The following is an 18,410-nucleotide window of genomic DNA, read 5'->3' as shown; positions in this document are numbered from 1 at the left end:
GACGCGCCATGCGCGTCATCGCACCGCGATCAATGCGACGAAACAAATCCAAACCCACCCGGCGTAGCCGTCACAGAAAATGCCTCGCGCATGCGCTTCACCTCCCGCCCAGGCGTCAATCCGAACAAGCGCTTGAACTCCCGGTTGAACTGCGAATTGCTCTCATACCCTGCCGCGTGACAGGCAGCCGCAGCGGTCATGCCCTCGCGCACCATCAGCAGACGTGCCTGATGCAAACGCGTGGACTTCAGGTACTGCATGGGCGAAGCGCACGTTACAGCTTTGAAATGGCTGTAAAAGGAAGGCGCACTCATGCCGGCCTCATCTGCAAGCTGCGCCACAGTCAACGGCTGCGCATATGCCGCGTGCAGGTACTGCAATGCCTTGCCGATGCGGCCGAAGTGGCCCTGCTGCGCATCTCTTGTTGGGCAGCGATGCGCTGCAGTTGGTGCGTGCAAAACTGCGTACGTTGGGAGAGGAGCTGGATCCGCATGGGAACTGACAGACGCGTCCAGCGCGTCCGCGCAGCGGGGCGCTACTCAATAAGATGGCCCCGCGGGGAAGGAACCAGCCAACAACGCAATCCAGGTCGAGTAGTGCGAGCTGGATGTGGCTGTTGCTATGAAAGCCTGAGCCGGGTGAAAGCTCTGCACCTTGCCGAAATGCACCGCGTACGACTTGGAACTCTTTCGGTCGATTGGCGTGGATCATGTTTATGACAGCGCGGTCCAGCCCGCGGAGAAGAACATCGATATCTCCTTCAAACGCAGGTTTGTTTACGGGCATCTTTGCACCGGTTGTGCGTGCTGCAAGTTCCAGCTGCCGATGGGCGACCGTATACTCCGCGCGGCCCTTGCGGGTCGTCATGTCGAGGCAAGAATGTGCTGCGAAGACGCAGCCAACTACGGCCGGCGTCACAATGGGGCGTGCGGTGAATCTGTATTCCGGGTTCTCGGCGGCGGTCTGCGCGAAGGCCAATGCGCGTTCCGGGTCACTCTCGAACAAGTAGAAGCCGGGACCCAGCCAGTCATAGGGGTTGGCACTGATCTTCGGTTGCTGCCGCCCCGTAACAAGGGCATCCCGCGTTGTGATGTCGCACCCATGATAAGCAACGACCAATGGGCCATTACTCACCTATAGGTACCGCTCAGGCGTCCCGTTGGCGTCAGGATGCCTGCTTTCTTTGCAGCCTCCACGGCGTGCTTCTTGGACATGCTGTAGAACTTCTGAATCTGGCTCTCAAAGTCATCCAGTATCAGAACGTCCGAGCCCATTGCTACAGACGGCGTGGCGCGAGTAGTCGTTCGGCTGGCCTTGGCTACCGGCTTCTTCGTAGCCTTCTTGGAGGTAGGCTTCTTCATGCACATGTTGGAATGCTACACCGGGATGCGCCGTGCCGATCGCAGTACCATCTTCTGAACCTGTCGCGGTGTTGCAAGTGTTTGATCCTGAAGACGTTATTTGGCCTTGATCAACCGTTTCGCGTGATTCCGCTCAGATCAACGGTGACGCGAACGACATTACATGTTGCTGGGGTGGTTGCTGGAGAGGGGGCACCAGCGCGTCTGTACCGCGAAGCCACGCAGGGCGTGGCTCTACGGGGGTGCCCAGCATCGCGCGGGTAAGCAGGGTGCCCCGCTATTCCGGATGGGCGGCCTGGGTGGCGGCGTTGGAGGCCGCGCGGCGCGCCAGCACCGCTTCGCGGTGGGCGATGTAGGCGTTGGCACCGAGGATGATGCTGGCCCCGATCACGGTGTAGCGGTCGATGGTTTCGTTGAACAGCAACCAGCCCAGCAGGGTGACCAGCGGCAGCTGCATGAAGCTGATCGGAGTCAGTGCGGAGACTTCGCCCAGGCGCAATGCCCGTGTCCACAGCAGCTGGCCCACGGTGCCCAGCACGCCGGTCGCTGCCAACCACACCCAGGCGATGCCGGTCGGCCACACCCAGGTGAACAGCGCTGGCACCAGTGACAGCGGCACCCAGAACACATAGGTGTACAGCACCACCGTGTCGGCACCGTCCACGCGGGTGAGCTGCTTGATCTGGATCGCCACCAGCGAACTCAACAGGGCGGCCAGCACGGCCACCAGTACGCCGGGCGTGAACGAATCCGCGCCCGGTCGCACGATGATCAGCACGCCGATGAAGCCGCATACCACTGCGGCCCAGCGCCGTACGCGTACCACTTCGCCCAGGAGAAGCACGGCGGCGATGGTCACGAACAACGGCGTGGCATACGAAAGCGAGATCGCCTGCGAGATTGGCAGATGGCCAATCGCCCAGAACGCACACAGCATGGAGGCCAGCCCGATCACGCTGCGCAGCAGGTAGCGCGGCAGCTGTTGAGTGCGGAACACCGAAGACCCGGAACGCAGCAGCATCGGCAGCAGGGCCACCAATCCAAACGCATTGCGGAAGAACGCCACTTCCTGGGTCGGCACGTGCGCGGTGGCATAGCGGATGGCGATGGCCATCAGGCCAAACGCCATCGTGCTGCCCAGCATCAACAGCGCCGCCCGCATGGGGGTGGGGGCGGGCAGGACCGGCGGAGAGGGGCTCACCACTGTGCGCCGATCAGGCGCGGCTCGGGTTCAATGGGCACGCCGAACTTTTCCAGCACCGAAGCGGAAATGCGCCGGGCCAGATCCAGCAGCTGGCCGCCGCTGGCATTGCCGTGATTCACCAGCACCAGCGCGTGGGTTGGAGCCACGCCCGCATCGCCGTCGCGATAGCCCTTCCAGCCGCAGGCCTCGATCATCCACGCCGCCGACACCTTGCGGTGGGTGTCCTGCGCGGCCGGGTACACCGGAATGTCCGGGTACTGCTGCAGCAGCACGTTCACCTGGTCCAGCGGCAGCACCGGGTTCTTGAAGAAGCTGCCGGCGTTGCCCAGCACGTCCGGGTCGGGCAGCTTGCGGCGGCGAATTGCGATCACCGCGTTGGCCACGTCGGCGGCCACCGGCAGTTCCACGCCCATCGCCTGCATCTCCTCGGCAATGCCGGCATAGCCCAGGCGCAGGTCGTGCAGCAGCGGCAGGCGCAGTTCAATGGCGGTGATCAGGTAGCGGTCTGGTTCGTGCTTGAACAGGCTGTCGCGGTAGCCGAACTGGCAGGCGTCGGCCTCCAGTCGCACCCATGCCTGCTCGGCACGGTCCCACGCTTCCACGGCGTTGATGAATTCATCCACCTGCACGCCGTACGCGCCGATGTTCTGGATCGGCGCGGCACCGGCAGTGCCGGGAATCAGGGCCAGATTCTCCAGCCCGGAAAGCCCGTTCTGCAGCGACCACATCACCAGGCCGTGCCAGTCCACCCCGGCACCGGCCCGCACCACGGTGTGGTCGGCGCGATGCTCCAGCGCAGTGATCTCGCGGTTGGCAAACACCAGCACGGTGCCTGCCACGTCATCGGCAATCAATACGTTGCTGCCGGCACCCAGCACCAGCAGCGGCTTGCCGGCCACCTGGGGCAGGGCCAGCACTTCCGGCAGCAGGGTGACGTCGTGCAGTTCCAGCAGGCGCTCGGCGCGGGCTTCAACGTGGAAGGTGTTCAACGCCTTCAGCGAGGCGTTTTCGGTCAGCGACCAGGCGGTCATTGCAGGCATTGCTTCACTCATAGGGGGGCCACCGCGCCACGGCTGGGGGCTTCACGGCGGCGGCGGATGGCTTCCACGCACTCGTGGACCAGCGCAGGTCCGCGGAAAATCAGACCGCTGTAGCACTGCACCAATGCGGCACCGGCGGCCATCTTGGCCACCGCGTCTGCACCGGACAGAATGCCGCCCACGCCGATCAGCGGAACCGATTCAGGCAGGCGCGCGCGCAGGCGGCGCAGTACCAGGGTGCTCTGGCTCAGCAGCGGTGCGCCGGAAAGGCCGCCCGCTTCCGAGGCCAGCTTGTTGCCGGCGATCAGGCTGCGGTCGATGGTGGTGTTGGTGGCAATGACGCCGTCCACGTTCAATTCGCCCAGCACCCGCGCCGCAGCGTCGATGTCGCGGTCACTCAGGTCCGGTGCCACTTTCACCAGCATCGGCACGCGACGACCGTGCTGCGCCGCCAGCGCTTCCTGGCTGTCGCGCAGCTGCGAGATCAGCTGGCGCAGCGCGGTTTCTTCCTGCAGCTCGCGCAGGCCGGCGGTGTTCGGTGAGGAAATGTTGACCGTGATGTAGTCGGCCAGCGGATACACCTTCTGCAGGCAGTGCTGGTAATCATCGAACGCGTTTTCGTTCGGCGTGTCTTTGTTCTTGCCGATGTTGATGCCCAGCAGCCCGGTGCGGCGGCGGCTGCGTTCCACATTGCGCACCAGCGCGTCCACGCCCGCATTGTTGAAGCCCATGCGGTTGATGATGGCCTGCTGCTCCGGCAGCCGGAACAACCGCGGCTTCGGGTTGCCTTCCTGCGGGCGCGGGGTGATCGTGCCGATCTCCACGAAGCCAAAGCCGAGCGCGAACAGTGCGTCGATGTGGTCGCCGTTCTTGTCCAGCCCGGCGGCCAGGCCCACCGGATTGGGGAAGCGCAGCCCGAACACGTTGGTCGGCAGCGGGGCGGAGCGGGCGGCCAGCAACGGCGTGGTGCCGGTGCGGTAAGCCGTGTCCAGCGCGCTCAGGGTCAGGCCGTGGGCGCGTTCGGCATCAAGCGAGAACAGCAGGGGACGGGCAAGCGAATACATAGGGTCCAGTCAGTCCAGCGTGCCGATGAAGGCACGGGTTTGATACTCGAAGGCAATGCGACCGTCGACCGCATGCGCGTCGAACAGCTGTTGCAATGCCGCCAGCATCGGCGCGTGGCGCGGATGCTCCGGCGGCGGTGCGTACGAGGAAGAAAGCAGCCGGCCACGCAGGCCGTCGGCATCCATGTGCTGCACGTTGGGGAAACTGGCCATGGCATGGAAACCCTTTCCGAACCAGGCTTTCATGGTGGCATCGTCCTGGTAGCGTTCGGCCACTTCGGTGTAATCGGTGCCGAACTCCAGCAGCAGCTGCTCGTAGCCGATCAGGAACGGCGAGGAATCCAGCAGGCGCGAATTCCAGAACACCAGTGCCTGCCCACCCGGATGCAGGATGCGCCGCCATTCGGCGCGCACCGCGTCCATGTCGAACCAGTGGAAGGCCTGTGCCGCGCTGACCAGTCCCACGCTGTCGTTGGCCAGGGTGGTGGCTTCGGCGGTGCCGTCGACCAGTTTCAGGCGCAGGTAGTCCGGGCTGAGCCAGGTATCAGCGGCATTGCGCATGGCCGCATTCGGTTCCACCGCGATCACCGGGTGGCCGGCGGCCAGGAACAGACGGGTGGAGATGCCGGTACCCGCCCCGATGTCGGCCACCAGGGTTTCAGGGGACACGCCCATCTGGTGGTGCAGCCAGTCCAGCAGCGCCGGCGGGTAGTCCGGCCGATAGCGAACATAGTCCGCCACGCGGTTGCTGAAACGTTCTGTGGCGTCGGAAGCCGTCATGCACCCCTCCTCAATGATTGGGGACCATCCACAACAGTCCGCCAATAAACAGGACGAACAGCAGAATACCCAGCAGGCACAGTCCCACCATCAGGTAGCCCAGGATCAGGCCGGCCAGGGCCATGCCGTCGCCTTCCTGGGTTTCCGGGCTGCGGCGGATCTCGCCGCGGGCCATGTGCCCGGTGACGATCGCCACGATGCTGCCGAGCCCGGGCAGGGCGGTCCAGCCCAGGATGCCGGTGATCAGGCTGATGACGGCCATGGTGTTGGTTTGACGTACGGGCAGGTTCATCCGGGTCCTCCATGGCAGGGCCTACATGATAGAGCCTGGCTGGGGTTTAGCCCATCAATACGTCGGAATTCCGGCGCTAGCTGGACTTCAGCAGCAGCGCGTTCAACAGGATCCGCCCCAGTTCCTGCAGGTGCGGAATCGCCACGAAGTACACCCACGCCACAAAGGCTGTCCAGGCGATCAGGCCTCCCCACGCCAGCAGCAGGCCGCCTCGCGCCATGTTGTCGCACTGCAGGGGATAGGGCCGCCGGCGGATGTTCGCCCGGGCCATGTACCCGGTGATCAACGCCGCCAGATGCCCGATGAAGGGAAGGAAGAACAATGCCACCAGGCTGAGGAGCAGGCTGGCCAGCGCGAGGTTGTTGCGCGGTTGTGGAGGGGCGGTTCTCATGGTCGTCCTTGAGGTAAAGCGGGGTGGGGCAGCCTCAGCCCATCAATACCTGGCCGCCGTCCACCACCAGCGTCTGGCCGGTGACCCAGCGGGCCAGCGGGGAACACAGGAACAGGGCGGCGTCGGCAATCTCCTCCGGTGCGCCGAAGCGGCCGAACGGAATTCTGGCCAGCGTGCCGTGGTACAGGGCAGGGTCTTCCGTACGCCGGCGGTCCCACAGGCCGTCGGCGAACTCGATCGAGCCGGGCGCGATGGCATTGACCCGGATGCGGTCCGGTGCCAGGCCCAGCGCCTGCGAGGTGGTGTAGTGCATCAATGCTGCCTTGGCGGCAGCGTAGGGCGCAGCGCCCGGGCGTGGCTGCATGCCGGCAATCGAGCCCAGGTTGAGGATGCAGGCACCGGTGGCCCGCCGCAGCCAGGGCAGGGCGAGCCGCGAGGTTCGCACCGCGGCCATCAGGTCGACGTTGAGGCTGGCTTCCCAGCCGGCGTCATCTTCGGCCATGCCGTAGCCGGTGGCGTTGTTCACCAGGACATCAATGCCGCCCAGCGCATCGGCCGCGGCTTCCAGCCAGCGCTGGATGTCCTCGGGCTGGCCGAGGTCGGCGGGCAGGGTGTGGATGTCCACACCGGCCTGCGCCGCATCGGCCCGCAGCGCGGCCAAGCCGGCCTCGCCACGTGCGCACACGGAAACGTGGGCCCCCGCCGCAGCAAAGGCCAGTGCCATGCACCGGCCAATGCCCTTGCTGCCCCCGGCCACCAGAACGCGGCGGCCGGTGAAATCCAGCGGACCACCCGCCCCCGGTAGGTACCGACCGCTGGTCGGTACGCCGTCGGCCGATGCATTGCCCGCCACGTTCGCCATCACAGATCGAACTTGATGCCCTGTGCCAGCGGCAGCGAATCCGAGTAATTGATGGTGTTGGTCTGGCGGCGCATGTAGACCTTCCACGCATCCGAACCCGACTCACGACCACCGCCGGTGTCCTTCTCGCCACCGAACGCGCCACCGATTTCCGCACCCGAGGTGCCGATGTTGACGTTGGCGATGCCGCAGTCCGAACCGGCCGCCGACAGGAAGCGCTCGGCCGCCTTCAGGTTCTGGGTGAAGATCGACGACGACAGGCCCTGCGGCACGCCGTTCTGCATGTCGATGGCTTCGTCCAGCGTGCTGTACTTCATCACGTACAGAATCGGCGCGAAGGTTTCGTGCTGCACCACTTCGTCGCTGTTCTTCAGGCCGGTGACAATCGCCGGCAGCACGAAGTTGCCCGGGCGATCAATGCGGGTGCCGCCGGTTTCCACCGTGCCGCCGCTGGCCTTGGCCTTTTCAATCGAGGCCAGGAACTGCTGCACCGCGCTGTCGCTGTTCAGCGGGCCCATCAGGTTGGCGGCATCGGTCGGGTCGCCGATCTTGCCTTCCACCTGCTTGTACGCCTTCTTCAGGGTGGCCAGCACGTTGTCGTAGATCGATTCGTGGACGATCAGGCGGCGCGTGGTGGTGCAGCGCTGGCCGGCGGTACCGACCGCGCCAAACACGATGCCCGGCACGGCCAGTTTCAGGTCGGCGGTTTCGTCCAGGATGATGGCGTTGTTGCCGCCCAGTTCCAGCAGGCAGCGACCCAGGCGACGGGCGACCTTTTCGTTCACCGTGCGGCCCACCTGGGTGGAGCCGGTGAAGCTGATCAGCGGAATGCGGCAGTCTTCCACCAGCTTTTCCGACAGCGCCGTGCCGGCGTCGTTGATCAGGAAGAAGATGTCCGGGAAGCCGGCGTCGCGCAGCGCTTCATTGCAGATGCGCATCGAGGCAATCGCGGTCAGCGGGGTCTTGTTGGACGGCTTCCAGATGCAGATATCACCGCAGATGGCGGCCAGGAACGAGTTCCACGCCCACACCGCAACCGGGAAGTTGAACGCACTGATGATGCCCACCAGGCCCAGCGGCTGGTACTGCTCATACATGCGGTGGCCCGGACGCTCGGAGTGCATGGTGTAGCCATACAGCATGCGGCTCTGGCCCACGGCGAAGTCGGCGATGTCGATCATCTCCTGCACTTCACCGTCGCCTTCCGGCTTGCTCTTGCCCATTTCCAGCGCGACCAGCGAGCCCAGCGCGTCCTTGTTGGCGCGCAGCGCTTCGCCGCACAGGCGCACGGCTTCGCCACGGCGCGGGGCCGGGGTGGTGCGCCACACCTTGAAGGCTTCCTGGGCGCGGGCGACCACGGTTTCGTAGTCGGCCTCGGTGGTGGCATGCACCTGGGCGATGGCTTCCCCCGTGGTCGGGTTCACCGGCGTGATCACCCCGGCGCTTGCCGTGGACCATTCGCCATTGCCAAGGTAGGTGCCAGCGTTGGTTGCATCCAGGCCAAGGGCCTTGAGCAGGGCAGAGGACATGCAAACTCCTGTTGCGTATCGAAAAGGGTGCAGACCGACCATTCTATCAGTCCGCCCAGGACCGCCATGCGGCAGTGCCGCACCGGCTACAATCGGGCCATTGTCCGCACCCTTGGAACCTGAATGAACGTCACCGTCGCCGAAGGCGTAACCGTTGGTAACCGTCTCCCGTTCGTCCTCTTCGGCGGCCTGAACGTCCTGGAAGACCTCGATTCCACCCTGCACGCGGCCGAACACTTCACCACGGTCACCCGCAAGCTCGGCATCCCCTACGTCTTCAAAGCCTCGTTCGACAAGGCCAACCGTTCTTCGATCAAGTCCTTCCGTGGCGTCGGCCTGGAAGAGGGCCTGCGCATCTTCGAAGAAGTGAAGCGCCAGTTCGGCATCCCGGTCATCACCGACGTGCACGAAGTGGCCCAGGCCGCCCCGGTGGCCGAGGTGGTGGACGTGCTGCAGATTCCCGCCTTCCTCGCCCGCCAGACCGACCTGGTGGTCGCCATCGCGGAAACGGGCAGGGCGGTGAACATCAAGAAGCCGCAGTTCCTCAGCCCCACCCAGATCAAGCACATCGTCAGCAAGATCCGCGAGGCCGGGAACGAGAACATCATCCTGTGCGAGCGCGGTTCCCAGTTCGGTTACGACAACTTGGTGGTGGACATGCTCGGCTTCCGCGAGATGATCGAGTCCACCGGCGGCCTGCCGGCCATCTTCGACGTCACCCACAGCCTGCAGCGCCGCGACGCCGGCAGCGAAGCCAGCGGGGGCCGCCGCCGTCAGGTGGCCGAACTGGCCCGTTCCGGCATGGCGCTGGGCCTGGCCGGCCTGTTCCTGGAAGCCCACCGCGACCCGGACCACGCCCGCTGCGACGGCCCCAGCGCACTGCCGCTGGCCGCGCTGGAGTCGTTCCTGACCCAGATCAAGGCGGTGGACGAGCTGGTCAAGGGCTTCCCGGAGCTGGATATCCGCTGATTCCGGTGGATTTGCGCGGTGATCAGTCTTGGTCACCTCGCTGAATGCAGGTATCCTTATACGCGGGGCCGGTGCAATGCCGGCCCGTCACGCATCGGCGGTATGCTTCCGCCCGCATGGCCCCGTAGCTCAGCTGGATAGAGCGTCCCCCTCCTAAGGGGAAGGTCGCCCGTTCGAATCGGGCCGGGGTCACCAAAATCAAGTACTTACAGGCGCTCTTGACCTTGATGAGTGCCATATTTTGGCTCATTTAGGCTTTTAATTGGCACAGTTGGCACAGCCGAAGAGCGGGTTTTAAGATGATGCTCGCCGCTCGCCGGCCTGGTTCCACCTATAGCGAGCACTGATTAGGGGCGCGCGATCTGGTGGCGTGTCAGGAGTAATATGCTCGCTCCGACCAACTAAGGATGGTGATGTCTCCTCAGGAACCAGACGCCGACGAGTCGGGCTGTCGCCCAAGTGTGCTTGGACGATTTGACTTTGTTTGTGAGCAGGTGCAACTCTATGATGGCCAGGTCGAGCTTCGACTTGAGCCGGATCCTCGTCGATACACTCGAATTGAGGTAAAGGGCGAAGCCTGCTACCTAGATCGCTTCACAAAGGTTGCGATACCTGTTGCCTCGGTAGAGCAAGCCATCCGAAGCGTGCCGCTGTATGACTTGCGGCCGCGAATTTCGTCCACGAGTGAGTACGGTATCGAGCGCGCTTCGGCCGTGTCTGAAGAGCTTCATGGGGAGCCATTTAAGCATCCCGTAATACAGCCGGCGCATCACAAAGAGCCAGTTGGCGAGTCCAGCTCGGTTAGCACTCCGTTTCTGTCGCTCGACATTTGCGGATCGACGGAGCTGCGGAGACGGGACGCTGTCGCGTTTGATAAAGCAACTGAAGTGCTGCTCCGAGAATTGCAGATACTAGTTGGCCAGTTCGAAGCCGCAGTGCTTAAGGATACTGGAGACGGATTCATAGTCCACCTTCCGCATCCTTCGTTTACTCGCCAGTGCGATCTGATAGTTGACCTTGGAACTTCCATGATCAAGCTGGTAAAGGAATCGCTTTCCCCTGTCCTGGAATCTGCAGGGCTGCCTCGACTGAGTGTACGAGTGGGTGCAGATTACGGCCCTGCGCTGATTGAGACAAAGACAAACGCGATCACCGGTTTCAGTTGGCCGTCCGTAAGAAGTGATGCATTGAACCTCGCGGTGAAAATTGAGCAGACCTGCGCTCCTAATACTATGCGCATCGGCAATGAGCTATACAATTTGCTACACGTTCAGTGGCTTCTGCGTGCTCGTCGTGTTCCCGCTGATAGCCTTCCCCGGCTCTTGGTCTCCTATCCGGTCTACGAGGTGACATGATGCAAAGTTTTCGCACGCTTGTGTCACCCGCTTACCGTGCATCGCAAAGTGCCCGAATTCTCGCGACTGCCGAATCTATAGATCGCCGGTCAGGCCTCGGCGTCGGGAGGGTGATTCCCGACGCAGACGATATGGCGATCCATGAGGGTCGGTCTTTGCACGCTGCAGTGCTGTTTCTTGATATATCCGGGTTCACTTCGCGACCGCAGGAGACGATGGAGCAGCAGGAGCTTATGCTTCGAGGCCTATCGTTGTTCTTCACCGAAGCTATTCGTGTCGTGGAGGACTTCGGTGGCACTGTCGAGAAGAATACCGGCGACGGATTGATGGCGTACTTTGTTGCGGAGCCGAATGAGGGGGCGACGAAGGAGCAACGAGCAGTTGCTGCTGCACTTACGCTATTTCATGTTGTAAACGACGCACTGAACAGTACTCTCAATAATGCGCTCATAGCGCGCGGTATACCTCCATTCTTGTTCCGAATATGCATTGATAGTGGCCCTTTGACCATTGCAAAAATGGGGGCGGCGCTGAGATTCAACGGAATCGTTGCAATAGGTACCACGGCAAATCTTGCATGCAAGATGCTTAATGTGGCGAAGGCGGGCGAGCTGATGATAGGGAACAACGTTCGCGAAGGCCTGCCCTCGGAATGGAAGGGGCTTTCAACGGTCTCAGATCACGATACCGGCTACTCGTACAGCCTAACGGGAGCGCCGTATCAATATTGGTACTACTATGGAAGATGGACTTCATGAGCGAGCAGAACCTTGGCGCAATTTCGGAGCCCAGGGGCTCAGAGCCCGCCTCACTGGAAGCTCGTTATCAATTTTCTGACGCGCAACAAAGCTATGTTACTGCCTATATTCAGTTTGCTGACACCAAGTGTGCTTGGTCGTTTGCTGCTTCGGCGGCGTTGGTGGCCTATCTTCTAACCAGTTCGACATCATCACCGCTGTTGAGGCAAGACCCGGGCTTGATTCCATTCGTTTTTGGAGTGGGATCGTTGTTGCTGCTTATCTCCTCGGCGGGTTTTGCGTTCTTGGGCATGGCACCGAGGTTAGTCGCGACACGCTCTACGGACCCATTTTTCTTCGGTACCGTGGCTCGGCATCAGTCCTCATCTGACTTCGAACGACAGATCGCAGGCCTTGATCTTGCTAGCTTGGTGTCAGTTCGGCTTCGCCATAATTTTGATATCTCTCGCATCTGTGTTCGTAAGTACACTTATGTGAAGCGATCTTTTTGGGCCGGAATTCTAGGGGTTTCGTGTCTTGGCTTGGCATTATTGGTCAGCAACGGCGAACAGGTGCCTACAAGATCGGATGTGGGCGTGTGTTCTGCTGAGCGTCTCGTCCAGTGAGATGGTTTGTCGTGGTGGCCTCTGGTCCTTCTAGAACTTCAATGATTTCACCACTGACTCATCCCCTTCTGGAGCGAGGTGAGCATAGTATTTTTCGGTCGTGGCGTAATCAGCGTGACCGGCGAGTAGTTGGACGCGCCTCAATGGCACGCCTGCTGCAACAAGGTGAGCACAGAACGTGTGACGCAGCCGGTGGAGATGGCCCCCAATCTCCGCCCGGGCCGCATCCTTAGCAAACCAGTCGGAGACGGTGTCCTTGTGAACCGCGACTATTGGATCTGGCAGGCGACGCAACGCCCACAGGGCGTATCGGTTTAGCGGTACCTCTCTCCATTTTCCCGACTTGGTTCGGCCGGCCCCTGTCTCGTCAGGCTCGCTCTCAATCTGTAATCGCCCAGCTACAACTGAGCTGTGCCGTAGACCAATGAGCTCGCCGCGACGTACGCCTGTGTGAGCCATGAACATCCATAGCGGCGCGCGAGCAGGATTAGCTCGATACAGCCTGCGCATAGCAGCACGGTCATAGAACTTCACCGCCACGCTTCGCACTCCACGAGGTGCCTTTACTGAGGCTAGCGGATTGACGTCCAGCTCCTTCCATTCAACTCCACGATTGAGAGCCGCTTTTAGACGCCGAATCTCCTTCCCAACAGTCTCCTTCGCCGCTCTGTCGTCCACCAGGCGTGAGCGCTTGTACTGTTCGACTTCCAACGCCCGAATCGTATCGATCGGACGGTGGCCGAAGTGCTCGAGGAAGCGCTTCATTTCGCTGCGGGCCTTCGTGATTGTGGTGGGGTGCTCGGCTGCATACCAGTCGAGATACCACTCCAGGTAGTCGCGAACCTTCGGCAGCCGAGCCAGGATGCGGACACCGTGTGTCAGCTCGGCTTCTTTCGCGGCACGAATTCTCTCCGCCTCACGGGCGTCAGGTTGCCCAATGGACCTGCGAAAGCGCTCCCCGTTCTCTGCCCAGTCGAGGTAGGCCTTGTTGCCGCGCCAGTAGAGTCGAACCTTTGCCATTCTTCAGCACCTTGGATCGCGGCATAGAGTGCCGCCTTCTCGTACAACTGCTTTCCCATGAAGCGACGGGGGGTGAGCCCGTAGTCCAAGGCGTTCTTACGGAACTGGCTGTTGGAGACGCCGCAGTAGTGGGCGGATTCCTCGACGGTCAGCCAGTCCTTGCCGGACAGGTCCAGTTTTTCAGCGGCACCCATGAGCACCTCGATCTGTGCTTTGGGGCGGTGTCTTACGCGCACCAGCAGTTAGGTCACCGATCTGGCGGCGAGACAGGTTCGGGCGAATCGGGCTTGCCCCAAGCACCTCAACGCATCCGCCTTGTGCGCAGAAGCGCTGGATCTTCGCGGCCAGCTCCAGGCGCTCCGCTTCCTTGTGCTGGATGGTCGTGGAGTGCGTGCTGATTGATTGGCTCGGCTGCATGACCTTCTCCACGGCGGTGCGCGTGGGTGGGTTGATCAGCTCGGGCGTGAGCATCAGACGGCGCATGGTGTCGCTGAGCACCCAGAGGATCCTGCCGGCGCGCTTGATTTCGCACACCTGGCCGGAGGCCGTCATCGCCTTCAGCGAGTCGTGGAGCTGTCGCTTCGTGCAATCGAAGCCGCCGGCCATCAGAAGCTCATCGGTCGGTGCGCCGTCCGGTCGGTCGAGTAGAAGGCCGCGCAATCTCGCGGTGCGCCCAAAGGAGTGAATCTTGTCTGCCATGATGTTTCTCAGGTCGGTGATTTGGGTGAGGGGGCTTTGCGCACGACGACGCCATTTCGATCCAGCCAGCGGCGCACGGACTGGAGACTGGAAGGAGAGAGCGCGTAGCTCGTTCCGCCGACGATCAGCCGCCGCGCGCCAGCGGTAGCGGTGAGGGTGGGTGCCGCAGACACTTCGACCGGCGTTGTGCTGTAGGGGCCTGCGTAGAGGCCGGCCCATAGCCAGCCGGCGCACACGATCAGCACCAGCGTTGTGCCGTGGCTGCCGGTAGGGAACTCACGCTCCAGGGGAAGGCGCGAGGCGCTCATGCGAGGCCCGCCCTTTCGACGCTGCGTTCCACCAGGGCGTCGGCTTCGGCAACGCCCCGTGCGGTCAGCGTTGCAGCCGCTGGACAATCAGGATCATCGAAGTCCAGCAGGGCGCGCTCATAGAGCCAGTTCATGACCCTGCGCGTGAATACGCGCGCGGGCTGTTTCGTGGAACAGAATCCTCCGCGTGTGCGGCGGAGGGTGTTATCGGCATCTCCGCGCGCGACGATAAGCGCAGCGCGTTCCATGGGCTTGAGGGCTGCTGCCATGATGATCTCCAGCTCAGGCGGCTTTCGTCGTCAGGTGCGCGAGTACGTCGGCACGAGCGCGCGTGAGGTGCGATATGGGAATCAAGAGCTGGGACATGCTCGGATCCGTCCAGCGCAGCTCGGCGATGGCGAGCGAGGTGCTGGGTACGGTCGCCTTCTGGCACATGTGGCACTCGATGTGGACAAGCGGCGGGCAGGGGTGACCAAGCCGGTGACCGGTGGGCGCGCCAAGCGTTGTCACGATTTGCGGTCGGTGCCCGTGGCAGCACAGTGGGATATCTGCGGGGCAGGGGCGCGAGGACTGCTGCATGTGTTCACCTCTCGGCGGTTGTAGTTGCTGCTGCCGGGGTGGCCGGCTGCACGTGAGTGGCGTGAGCCGCTGCGATTTCCGCGACGCGCAGCGGCACAACGACTGCTGCGATTGCGGCTACCAGTGCCCAGGCGAAGCGGAGGCGGTTGCTCATGCGTCAGTCCTCGGGCGAGCCTTTGCAGACAGGGCGAAAGCCTCGCGCGAGTAGTCGCTCGCCAGGCTGTCGCAGCAGAAGGCAGCGCCGTGTAGACGCCTTGCACGGCAATCGGCGGCGCTTGCGAGGTTCAGCTCACAGAGGTGAGCGAGACGCTGGGCGCGCTCCAGATCGGTACGGTCTTGAGCGAGGCGGATCACGCTGCAGGCTCCTTTAAGGCGGCCTGCCACTGGAGGCGACTGAGGTGGTTCAACCAATCGTCCACCTGCTTATGGGAGGCAGCACCCAGTTCAAACGAGGTATCACCCAGGCCGAAGACTGGACCGTCGGCGACCCACCTGCGCGGAAGCTGGTCCGGCTTGCCGATGAGGGTGCAGGCGATGCGAAAGCTACGTCCGCGCGCTACTTGAGAAGGTGTTGGACGTTGAACCAAGCATGCGGTGAATGTCCGCGTGGCCTGGTCGTAGTTGATGCACAGCGTCAACCCACTGGGGGGCTTCACCTCGATACGCTGGGTTCGTTCACCGACAAAGGCACAAGTCATGCCCGCACCTCGGCCGCCATGTCGCGCGACTCGGCCTCAACGAGGCGGCTGGCGACACCCATTCGCCGGGAGCGGCGCAGCTGGTTGCGGCCGTGCTCGCCCGCGCTCCGGACGCGCAGGGCGTTCGCGCGTGTGTGGTCGCGGGCGGCCTGCGCCAGCAGGCAGTGCGCTGCCCGTGGGGGCAGTGGGGCGGTTGCGGTCGAATCAGCGGCGATGCAGACGAACATGGCGCTCTCCGTATTAAGGGAGGGCACCGGCGGGTCTACGGCCTAGGGGAGTCGCCGCTTCGGCTCAGCCGGGGAGGCTGGGCCGCGATGGCGACCCGCCGGTCGCCCGCCGGCAAGCTGCCGGCAGGCGTATAAAAGCACACTTATATTTTCCGTGCAAGCGTACTTACATCAACGCCATTTCCCGCGTCGCTTTGGTTGAGCACTAGGTCCCACGATGAGAAGTAGCCAACCTATCGGCCCAAGCAAAAGGCCCAGCAGGAAGCCGCCTACTGCTCTGCCCTTGGTTGCGCCTATCGCGGAGCCGATGAAGGCGAACAGGATCACAAACACCAGGGCGAATTCCATGCGGTTCTCTCCTTAGAACTTCTTCAAGGTTAGCCAAGCCAGAACTCGGCCGGCGATGTGGAGCTGGTCAATCTCACCCACGGCAATCTCCTCGGGCGGATAAGCGGCGCTGTTCGCCGAAAGAATCTGCATGTTCCCAGTGCGCAGGTTAGGGGCTAGACGCTTGATCAACGCGCGGCCTTGCCAGTTGAACACGTATATGCCTTCGCCGTCGTAGTAAGGCGCGGACTGATCGACAAACACGATGTCGCCGTGGTTGATCACACCAGCCATGCTGTCTCCGCGCGCGGTGATTACTCGGACACGGTCAATGTCGTGGGGAAGATTCTGTCGCGCCCACCATTCGGCCACGTCCAAGAACTGAACGACTTCAATAGGCTCGTCGTTCACCGCACCAAATCCCATCTCGCCCTCCATGCTAAGCAGTGGGAGGCGAACGTAACCGGGTGGTGTTTCACCCGTTGAGACTTGGACGCTGCTGGTGCTATCGGGCACGTGCATCGGCCCGTCGCCAGCGATCAGCCACTCAATTCGGAAACGAGGATAAACCTTCGCTAGCTGCACTGCAGTTTCGCCGTGGAGGCTCTTTGTCTTGCCGTTCTCTAGCTGGTAGATCGCAGACGCAGTGATGCCGGCGCGGTCCGCGGCTGGCTTTGCCTCAGCGAACCCCGACTCTTTGCGGGCATGGATGAGGCGTTCGGCGAGGGTCATAGGCATGTTAGCGAGCTTATACGCATCAAATAAAAGCGTGCTTGCACGCCAGATGTAAGTATGCTTTTATGTGCGCCATGACCCAGACCATCTCGAAGAAGCAAGCCGTTGAGGCCTACGGTTCCGTTGGCGGCCTGGCTGATGCGCTCGGCATTACCCGGTCGGCCATTTACCAATGGCCCGAGGGGCCAATTGCGGATGTGCACGCGCTGCGAATTCTGTTTGTGCTGCGGCCGCCAGGTCTGGAGAAGGCGCTTGAGGGCGGTGGGAAGCCATGCAGGTCTTGATTGAGATGTGTCCGTCCTTGGAGTCCGGCGAACTCGGGGGCGTAGTTGGTATCGCTGTCTTCGAACATGGCGACGAAATGCCGTACCCACTTACCTCGGACCAGTGGTTGCAAGTCCGTGTCCAACGACAAAGCGCAGGGCGACCGCTTCATTGGTGGGAGGTGCCGACACATGTTTAGCCTTGTGCCCAACTGGAGTGAAGAAGACCGCCGCGACGCCGCCTATACCACCCGTGGCCGAGTAGGAGTGCAGGGCGGTGAATCGCATCCTGCCTTGGAATTGGATCAGTTCGCTCATGGCCGCCATCGTGTGGCACGGCATGGCGTGGGGGGAACGATGAAACGTCCAGCCTTTCAGGGAGCCGCTGCATGACCTGTGCCCGGTCTGACATCTACTGGCGCGACGCAGCCTACAACGCGGTGTCGCGGATGCCAGGAAGCGTCAATGCGGCTGCGGCCTACCTGACAAAGCGACGCGGCGTCAGCATCAAGGGGGAATCGCTGCGCAAGAAGCTCCGTGGGTTGGAAGGTGAGTCGCTCTCCATGGAGATGATGGAGATGCTTACCGACTGGATGATGGAGCAGGCGGCGGGTACGTCCATGGCCACGGAATGGATCCTCTCGCTTGCTGCGCAGTTCAACCTGACCATCGACCATGTGCCTGCAGCTCCGGATGCCGTGGCCGATGAAATCGCGGCGATCCGCACGAAGCTGCTGCATGTCTCCAAGTTCTGCGGGCAGCTGTCCGCTGTTGCTTTGGACGTGCTCGAAGACGACAAGGTCACACTGGATGAGGCTGACCGCATGCTGGACGCGCTGCAGGAGCTGCGTTCGATGTGTCACCGCATCGAGCGCAACCTTCGGCGTGCCCTGAAGAAGAGTAGGGCGAGGGCATGACATGGTCACCTACTGCGCACCACGTGCACACGGCAAGCGGATCGTCAGTGCTGTGGCACGTCGTGAGATTGAACGGATCGAGCGGCTGCTGTCCGGTGCCGAGCAAGGCCCGGTCGGTGACGCCGCGCTGGCCGAACGAGAGCGAACGTGGGCGGAGCTCGATGCAGTGGAACAAAGGCAATGCTCCCTGCGGTTGGAGGTTTCTCCTGATGGCAAGCCCTGATCGCGCCCCTTCCCCCCGGGGAGCAATGGGAAGGCTCCTGTCTCGATTCAGTTCGGTCGCGCCTTCGAGGGTAAACATCGAACCTGAACGAGCGCCGGTCGATGGGTCCTCCCCGGATCAGCCTGTCGCGGGTAATCAAGCGCGCACTAGCCGCGTACACAGCAGCTCTGGAACTTACTGAATGTCTGCCAATTATGATGATGT

26 protein-coding genes and 1 tRNA gene are annotated in these 18,410 nt (G+C 62.5%); 8 read left to right on the top strand and 19 right to left on the bottom strand.

Annotation, left to right across the window (positions count from 1 at the left end):
- Positions 1–29 precede the first annotated feature (29 nt).
- From EGJ34_RS07395 to EGJ34_RS07350, 10 genes are all read right to left on the bottom strand, one after another.
- Positions 30–458 carry an AraC family transcriptional regulator gene (locus EGJ34_RS07395; RefSeq protein ID WP_260476928.1) on the bottom strand — a complete coding sequence of 143 codons (429 nt, stop codon included), beginning with the start codon at positions 456–458 and terminating at the stop codon, positions 30–32.
- 672 nt (positions 459–1,130) lie between these two features.
- Complete coding sequence (locus EGJ34_RS07390) at positions 1,131–1,361, bottom strand: hypothetical protein (protein ID WP_125359852.1); 231 nt, start codon at positions 1,359–1,361, stop codon at positions 1,131–1,133.
- 277 nt (positions 1,362–1,638) lie between these two features.
- Positions 1,639–2,523 (bottom strand): DMT family transporter, encoded by an 885-nt coding sequence (locus EGJ34_RS07385; protein ID WP_125359871.1) that lies wholly within the window; start codon positions 2,521–2,523, stop codon positions 1,639–1,641.
- A gap of 35 nt (positions 2,524–2,558) precedes the next feature.
- Complete coding sequence (gene murB / locus EGJ34_RS07380) at positions 2,559–3,617, bottom strand: UDP-N-acetylmuramate dehydrogenase (protein WP_125359851.1); 1,059 nt, start codon at positions 3,615–3,617, stop codon at positions 2,559–2,561.
- On the bottom strand, positions 3,614–4,669 hold the full coding sequence (locus tag EGJ34_RS07375; protein ID WP_125359850.1) for a quinone-dependent dihydroorotate dehydrogenase: 1,056 nt from the start codon (positions 4,667–4,669) through the stop codon (positions 3,614–3,616). Before EGJ34_RS07375 ends, murB begins: the two co-directional genes overlap by 4 nt.
- 9 nt (positions 4,670–4,678) lie before the next feature.
- Entirely contained in the window at positions 4,679–5,449 is a 771-nt protein-coding gene (locus EGJ34_RS07370) for a class I SAM-dependent methyltransferase (RefSeq protein ID WP_125359849.1), read from the bottom strand.
- A gap of 10 nt (positions 5,450–5,459) precedes the next feature.
- The gene (locus EGJ34_RS07365) at positions 5,460–5,741 is read right to left on the bottom strand and encodes a DUF4190 domain-containing protein (RefSeq protein WP_125359848.1); all 282 of its coding nucleotides are present in this window, start codon (positions 5,739–5,741) and stop codon (positions 5,460–5,462) included.
- Between the two features lie 76 nt (positions 5,742–5,817).
- Positions 5,818–6,132 (bottom strand): DUF4190 domain-containing protein, encoded by a 315-nt coding sequence (locus EGJ34_RS07360; RefSeq protein ID WP_125359847.1) that lies wholly within the window; start codon positions 6,130–6,132, stop codon positions 5,818–5,820.
- 34 nt (positions 6,133–6,166) lie between these two features.
- Positions 6,167–6,994 (bottom strand): SDR family oxidoreductase, encoded by an 828-nt coding sequence (locus tag EGJ34_RS07355; RefSeq protein WP_125359846.1) that lies wholly within the window; start codon positions 6,992–6,994, stop codon positions 6,167–6,169.
- The gene (locus tag EGJ34_RS07350) at positions 6,994–8,523 is read right to left on the bottom strand and encodes an aldehyde dehydrogenase family protein (RefSeq protein WP_125359845.1); all 1,530 of its coding nucleotides are present in this window, start codon (positions 8,521–8,523) and stop codon (positions 6,994–6,996) included. Before EGJ34_RS07350 ends, EGJ34_RS07355 begins: the two co-directional genes overlap by 1 nt.
- Positions 8,524–8,646: 123 nt before the next feature.
- Here EGJ34_RS07350 and kdsA point away from each other — a divergent pair, with 123 nt between their 5' ends.
- The 5 genes from kdsA (at position 8,647) to EGJ34_RS07325 (ending at position 12,210) form a co-directional block, all read left to right on the top strand.
- Complete coding sequence (kdsA, locus tag EGJ34_RS07345) at positions 8,647–9,492, top strand: 3-deoxy-8-phosphooctulonate synthase (protein ID WP_125359844.1); 846 nt, start codon at positions 8,647–8,649, stop codon at positions 9,490–9,492.
- Between the two features lie 118 nt (positions 9,493–9,610).
- Positions 9,611–9,687, top strand: a tRNA-Arg gene (locus tag EGJ34_RS07340).
- Between the two features lie 218 nt (positions 9,688–9,905).
- Complete coding sequence (locus EGJ34_RS07335) at positions 9,906–10,847, top strand: adenylate/guanylate cyclase domain-containing protein (protein ID WP_185750098.1); 942 nt, start codon at positions 9,906–9,908, stop codon at positions 10,845–10,847.
- Entirely contained in the window at positions 10,844–11,605 is a 762-nt protein-coding gene (locus tag EGJ34_RS07330) for an adenylate/guanylate cyclase domain-containing protein (protein ID WP_125359842.1), read from the top strand. The genes EGJ34_RS07335 and EGJ34_RS07330 overlap by 4 nt, the downstream gene beginning before the upstream one ends.
- Positions 11,602–12,210 (top strand): Pycsar system effector family protein, encoded by a 609-nt coding sequence (locus tag EGJ34_RS07325; RefSeq protein WP_125359841.1) that lies wholly within the window; start codon positions 11,602–11,604, stop codon positions 12,208–12,210. The genes EGJ34_RS07330 and EGJ34_RS07325 overlap by 4 nt, the downstream gene beginning before the upstream one ends.
- A 30-nt stretch (positions 12,211–12,240) precedes the next feature.
- Here EGJ34_RS07325 and EGJ34_RS07320 read toward each other — a convergent pair whose 3' ends face one another.
- From EGJ34_RS07320 to EGJ34_RS07285, 8 genes are all read right to left on the bottom strand, one after another.
- Positions 12,241–13,230 carry a tyrosine-type recombinase/integrase gene (locus EGJ34_RS07320; RefSeq protein ID WP_125359840.1) on the bottom strand — a complete coding sequence of 330 codons (990 nt, stop codon included), beginning with the start codon at positions 13,228–13,230 and terminating at the stop codon, positions 12,241–12,243.
- Between the two features lie 180 nt (positions 13,231–13,410).
- Complete coding sequence (locus EGJ34_RS07310) at positions 13,411–13,929, bottom strand: hypothetical protein (RefSeq protein ID WP_125359839.1); 519 nt, start codon at positions 13,927–13,929, stop codon at positions 13,411–13,413.
- 8 nt (positions 13,930–13,937) lie between these two features.
- Positions 13,938–14,237, bottom strand: a complete 300-nt coding sequence (locus EGJ34_RS07305; protein WP_125359838.1) for a hypothetical protein — start codon at positions 14,235–14,237, stop codon at positions 13,938–13,940.
- Complete coding sequence (locus EGJ34_RS07300; RefSeq protein WP_125359837.1) at positions 14,234–14,506, bottom strand: hypothetical protein; 273 nt, start codon at positions 14,504–14,506, stop codon at positions 14,234–14,236. The genes EGJ34_RS07305 and EGJ34_RS07300 overlap by 4 nt, the downstream gene beginning before the upstream one ends.
- A 314-nt stretch (positions 14,507–14,820) precedes the next feature.
- On the bottom strand, positions 14,821–14,970 hold the full coding sequence (locus tag EGJ34_RS22170) for a hypothetical protein (protein ID WP_185750096.1): 150 nt from the start codon (positions 14,968–14,970) through the stop codon (positions 14,821–14,823).
- 540 nt (positions 14,971–15,510) lie between these two features.
- On the bottom strand, positions 15,511–15,741 hold the full coding sequence (locus tag EGJ34_RS07290) for a hypothetical protein (protein ID WP_125359836.1): 231 nt from the start codon (positions 15,739–15,741) through the stop codon (positions 15,511–15,513).
- 171 nt (positions 15,742–15,912) lie between these two features.
- Positions 15,913–16,089: a hypothetical protein gene (locus EGJ34_RS22165; protein WP_185750095.1), complete on the bottom strand. Its 177-nt coding sequence runs from the start codon at positions 16,087–16,089 to the stop codon at positions 15,913–15,915.
- Positions 16,090–16,101: 12 nt separating this feature from the next.
- Positions 16,102–16,806, bottom strand: a complete 705-nt coding sequence (locus EGJ34_RS07285) for a S24 family peptidase (protein ID WP_125359835.1) — start codon at positions 16,804–16,806, stop codon at positions 16,102–16,104.
- A gap of 71 nt (positions 16,807–16,877) precedes the next feature.
- On the opposite strand from EGJ34_RS07285, the gene EGJ34_RS07280 reads away from it, so the two are divergent.
- Entirely contained in the window at positions 16,878–17,087 is a 210-nt protein-coding gene (locus tag EGJ34_RS07280; RefSeq protein ID WP_185750094.1) for a Cro/CI family transcriptional regulator, read from the top strand.
- 90 nt (positions 17,088–17,177) lie between these two features.
- Here the strand turns inward: EGJ34_RS07280 and EGJ34_RS07275 are convergent, their stop codons facing one another.
- Positions 17,178–17,384, bottom strand: coding sequence for a hypothetical protein (locus tag EGJ34_RS07275; RefSeq protein WP_125359833.1), 207 nt, complete (start codon positions 17,382–17,384; stop codon positions 17,178–17,180).
- 71 nt (positions 17,385–17,455) lie between these two features.
- Here EGJ34_RS07275 and EGJ34_RS07270 point away from each other — a divergent pair, with 71 nt between their 5' ends.
- Both EGJ34_RS07270 and EGJ34_RS07265 read left to right on the top strand, forming a co-directional pair.
- A complete protein-coding gene (locus EGJ34_RS07270; RefSeq protein WP_125359832.1) occupies positions 17,456–17,983 on the top strand; it encodes a phage regulatory CII family protein in 528 nt (175 codons plus the stop codon).
- Between the two features lies 1 nt (position 17,984).
- Positions 17,985–18,206, top strand: coding sequence for a hypothetical protein (locus tag EGJ34_RS07265; protein WP_125359831.1), 222 nt, complete (start codon positions 17,985–17,987; stop codon positions 18,204–18,206).
- Positions 18,207–18,410 lie beyond the last annotated feature (204 nt).

The sequence above is a fragment of the Stenotrophomonas sp. 278 genome (assembly GCF_003935715.1).
Classification (GTDB): Bacteria; Pseudomonadota; Gammaproteobacteria; order Xanthomonadales; family Xanthomonadaceae; genus Stenotrophomonas; species Stenotrophomonas maltophilia_AH.
This window is presented reverse-complemented; position numbering and strand designations above follow the sequence as displayed.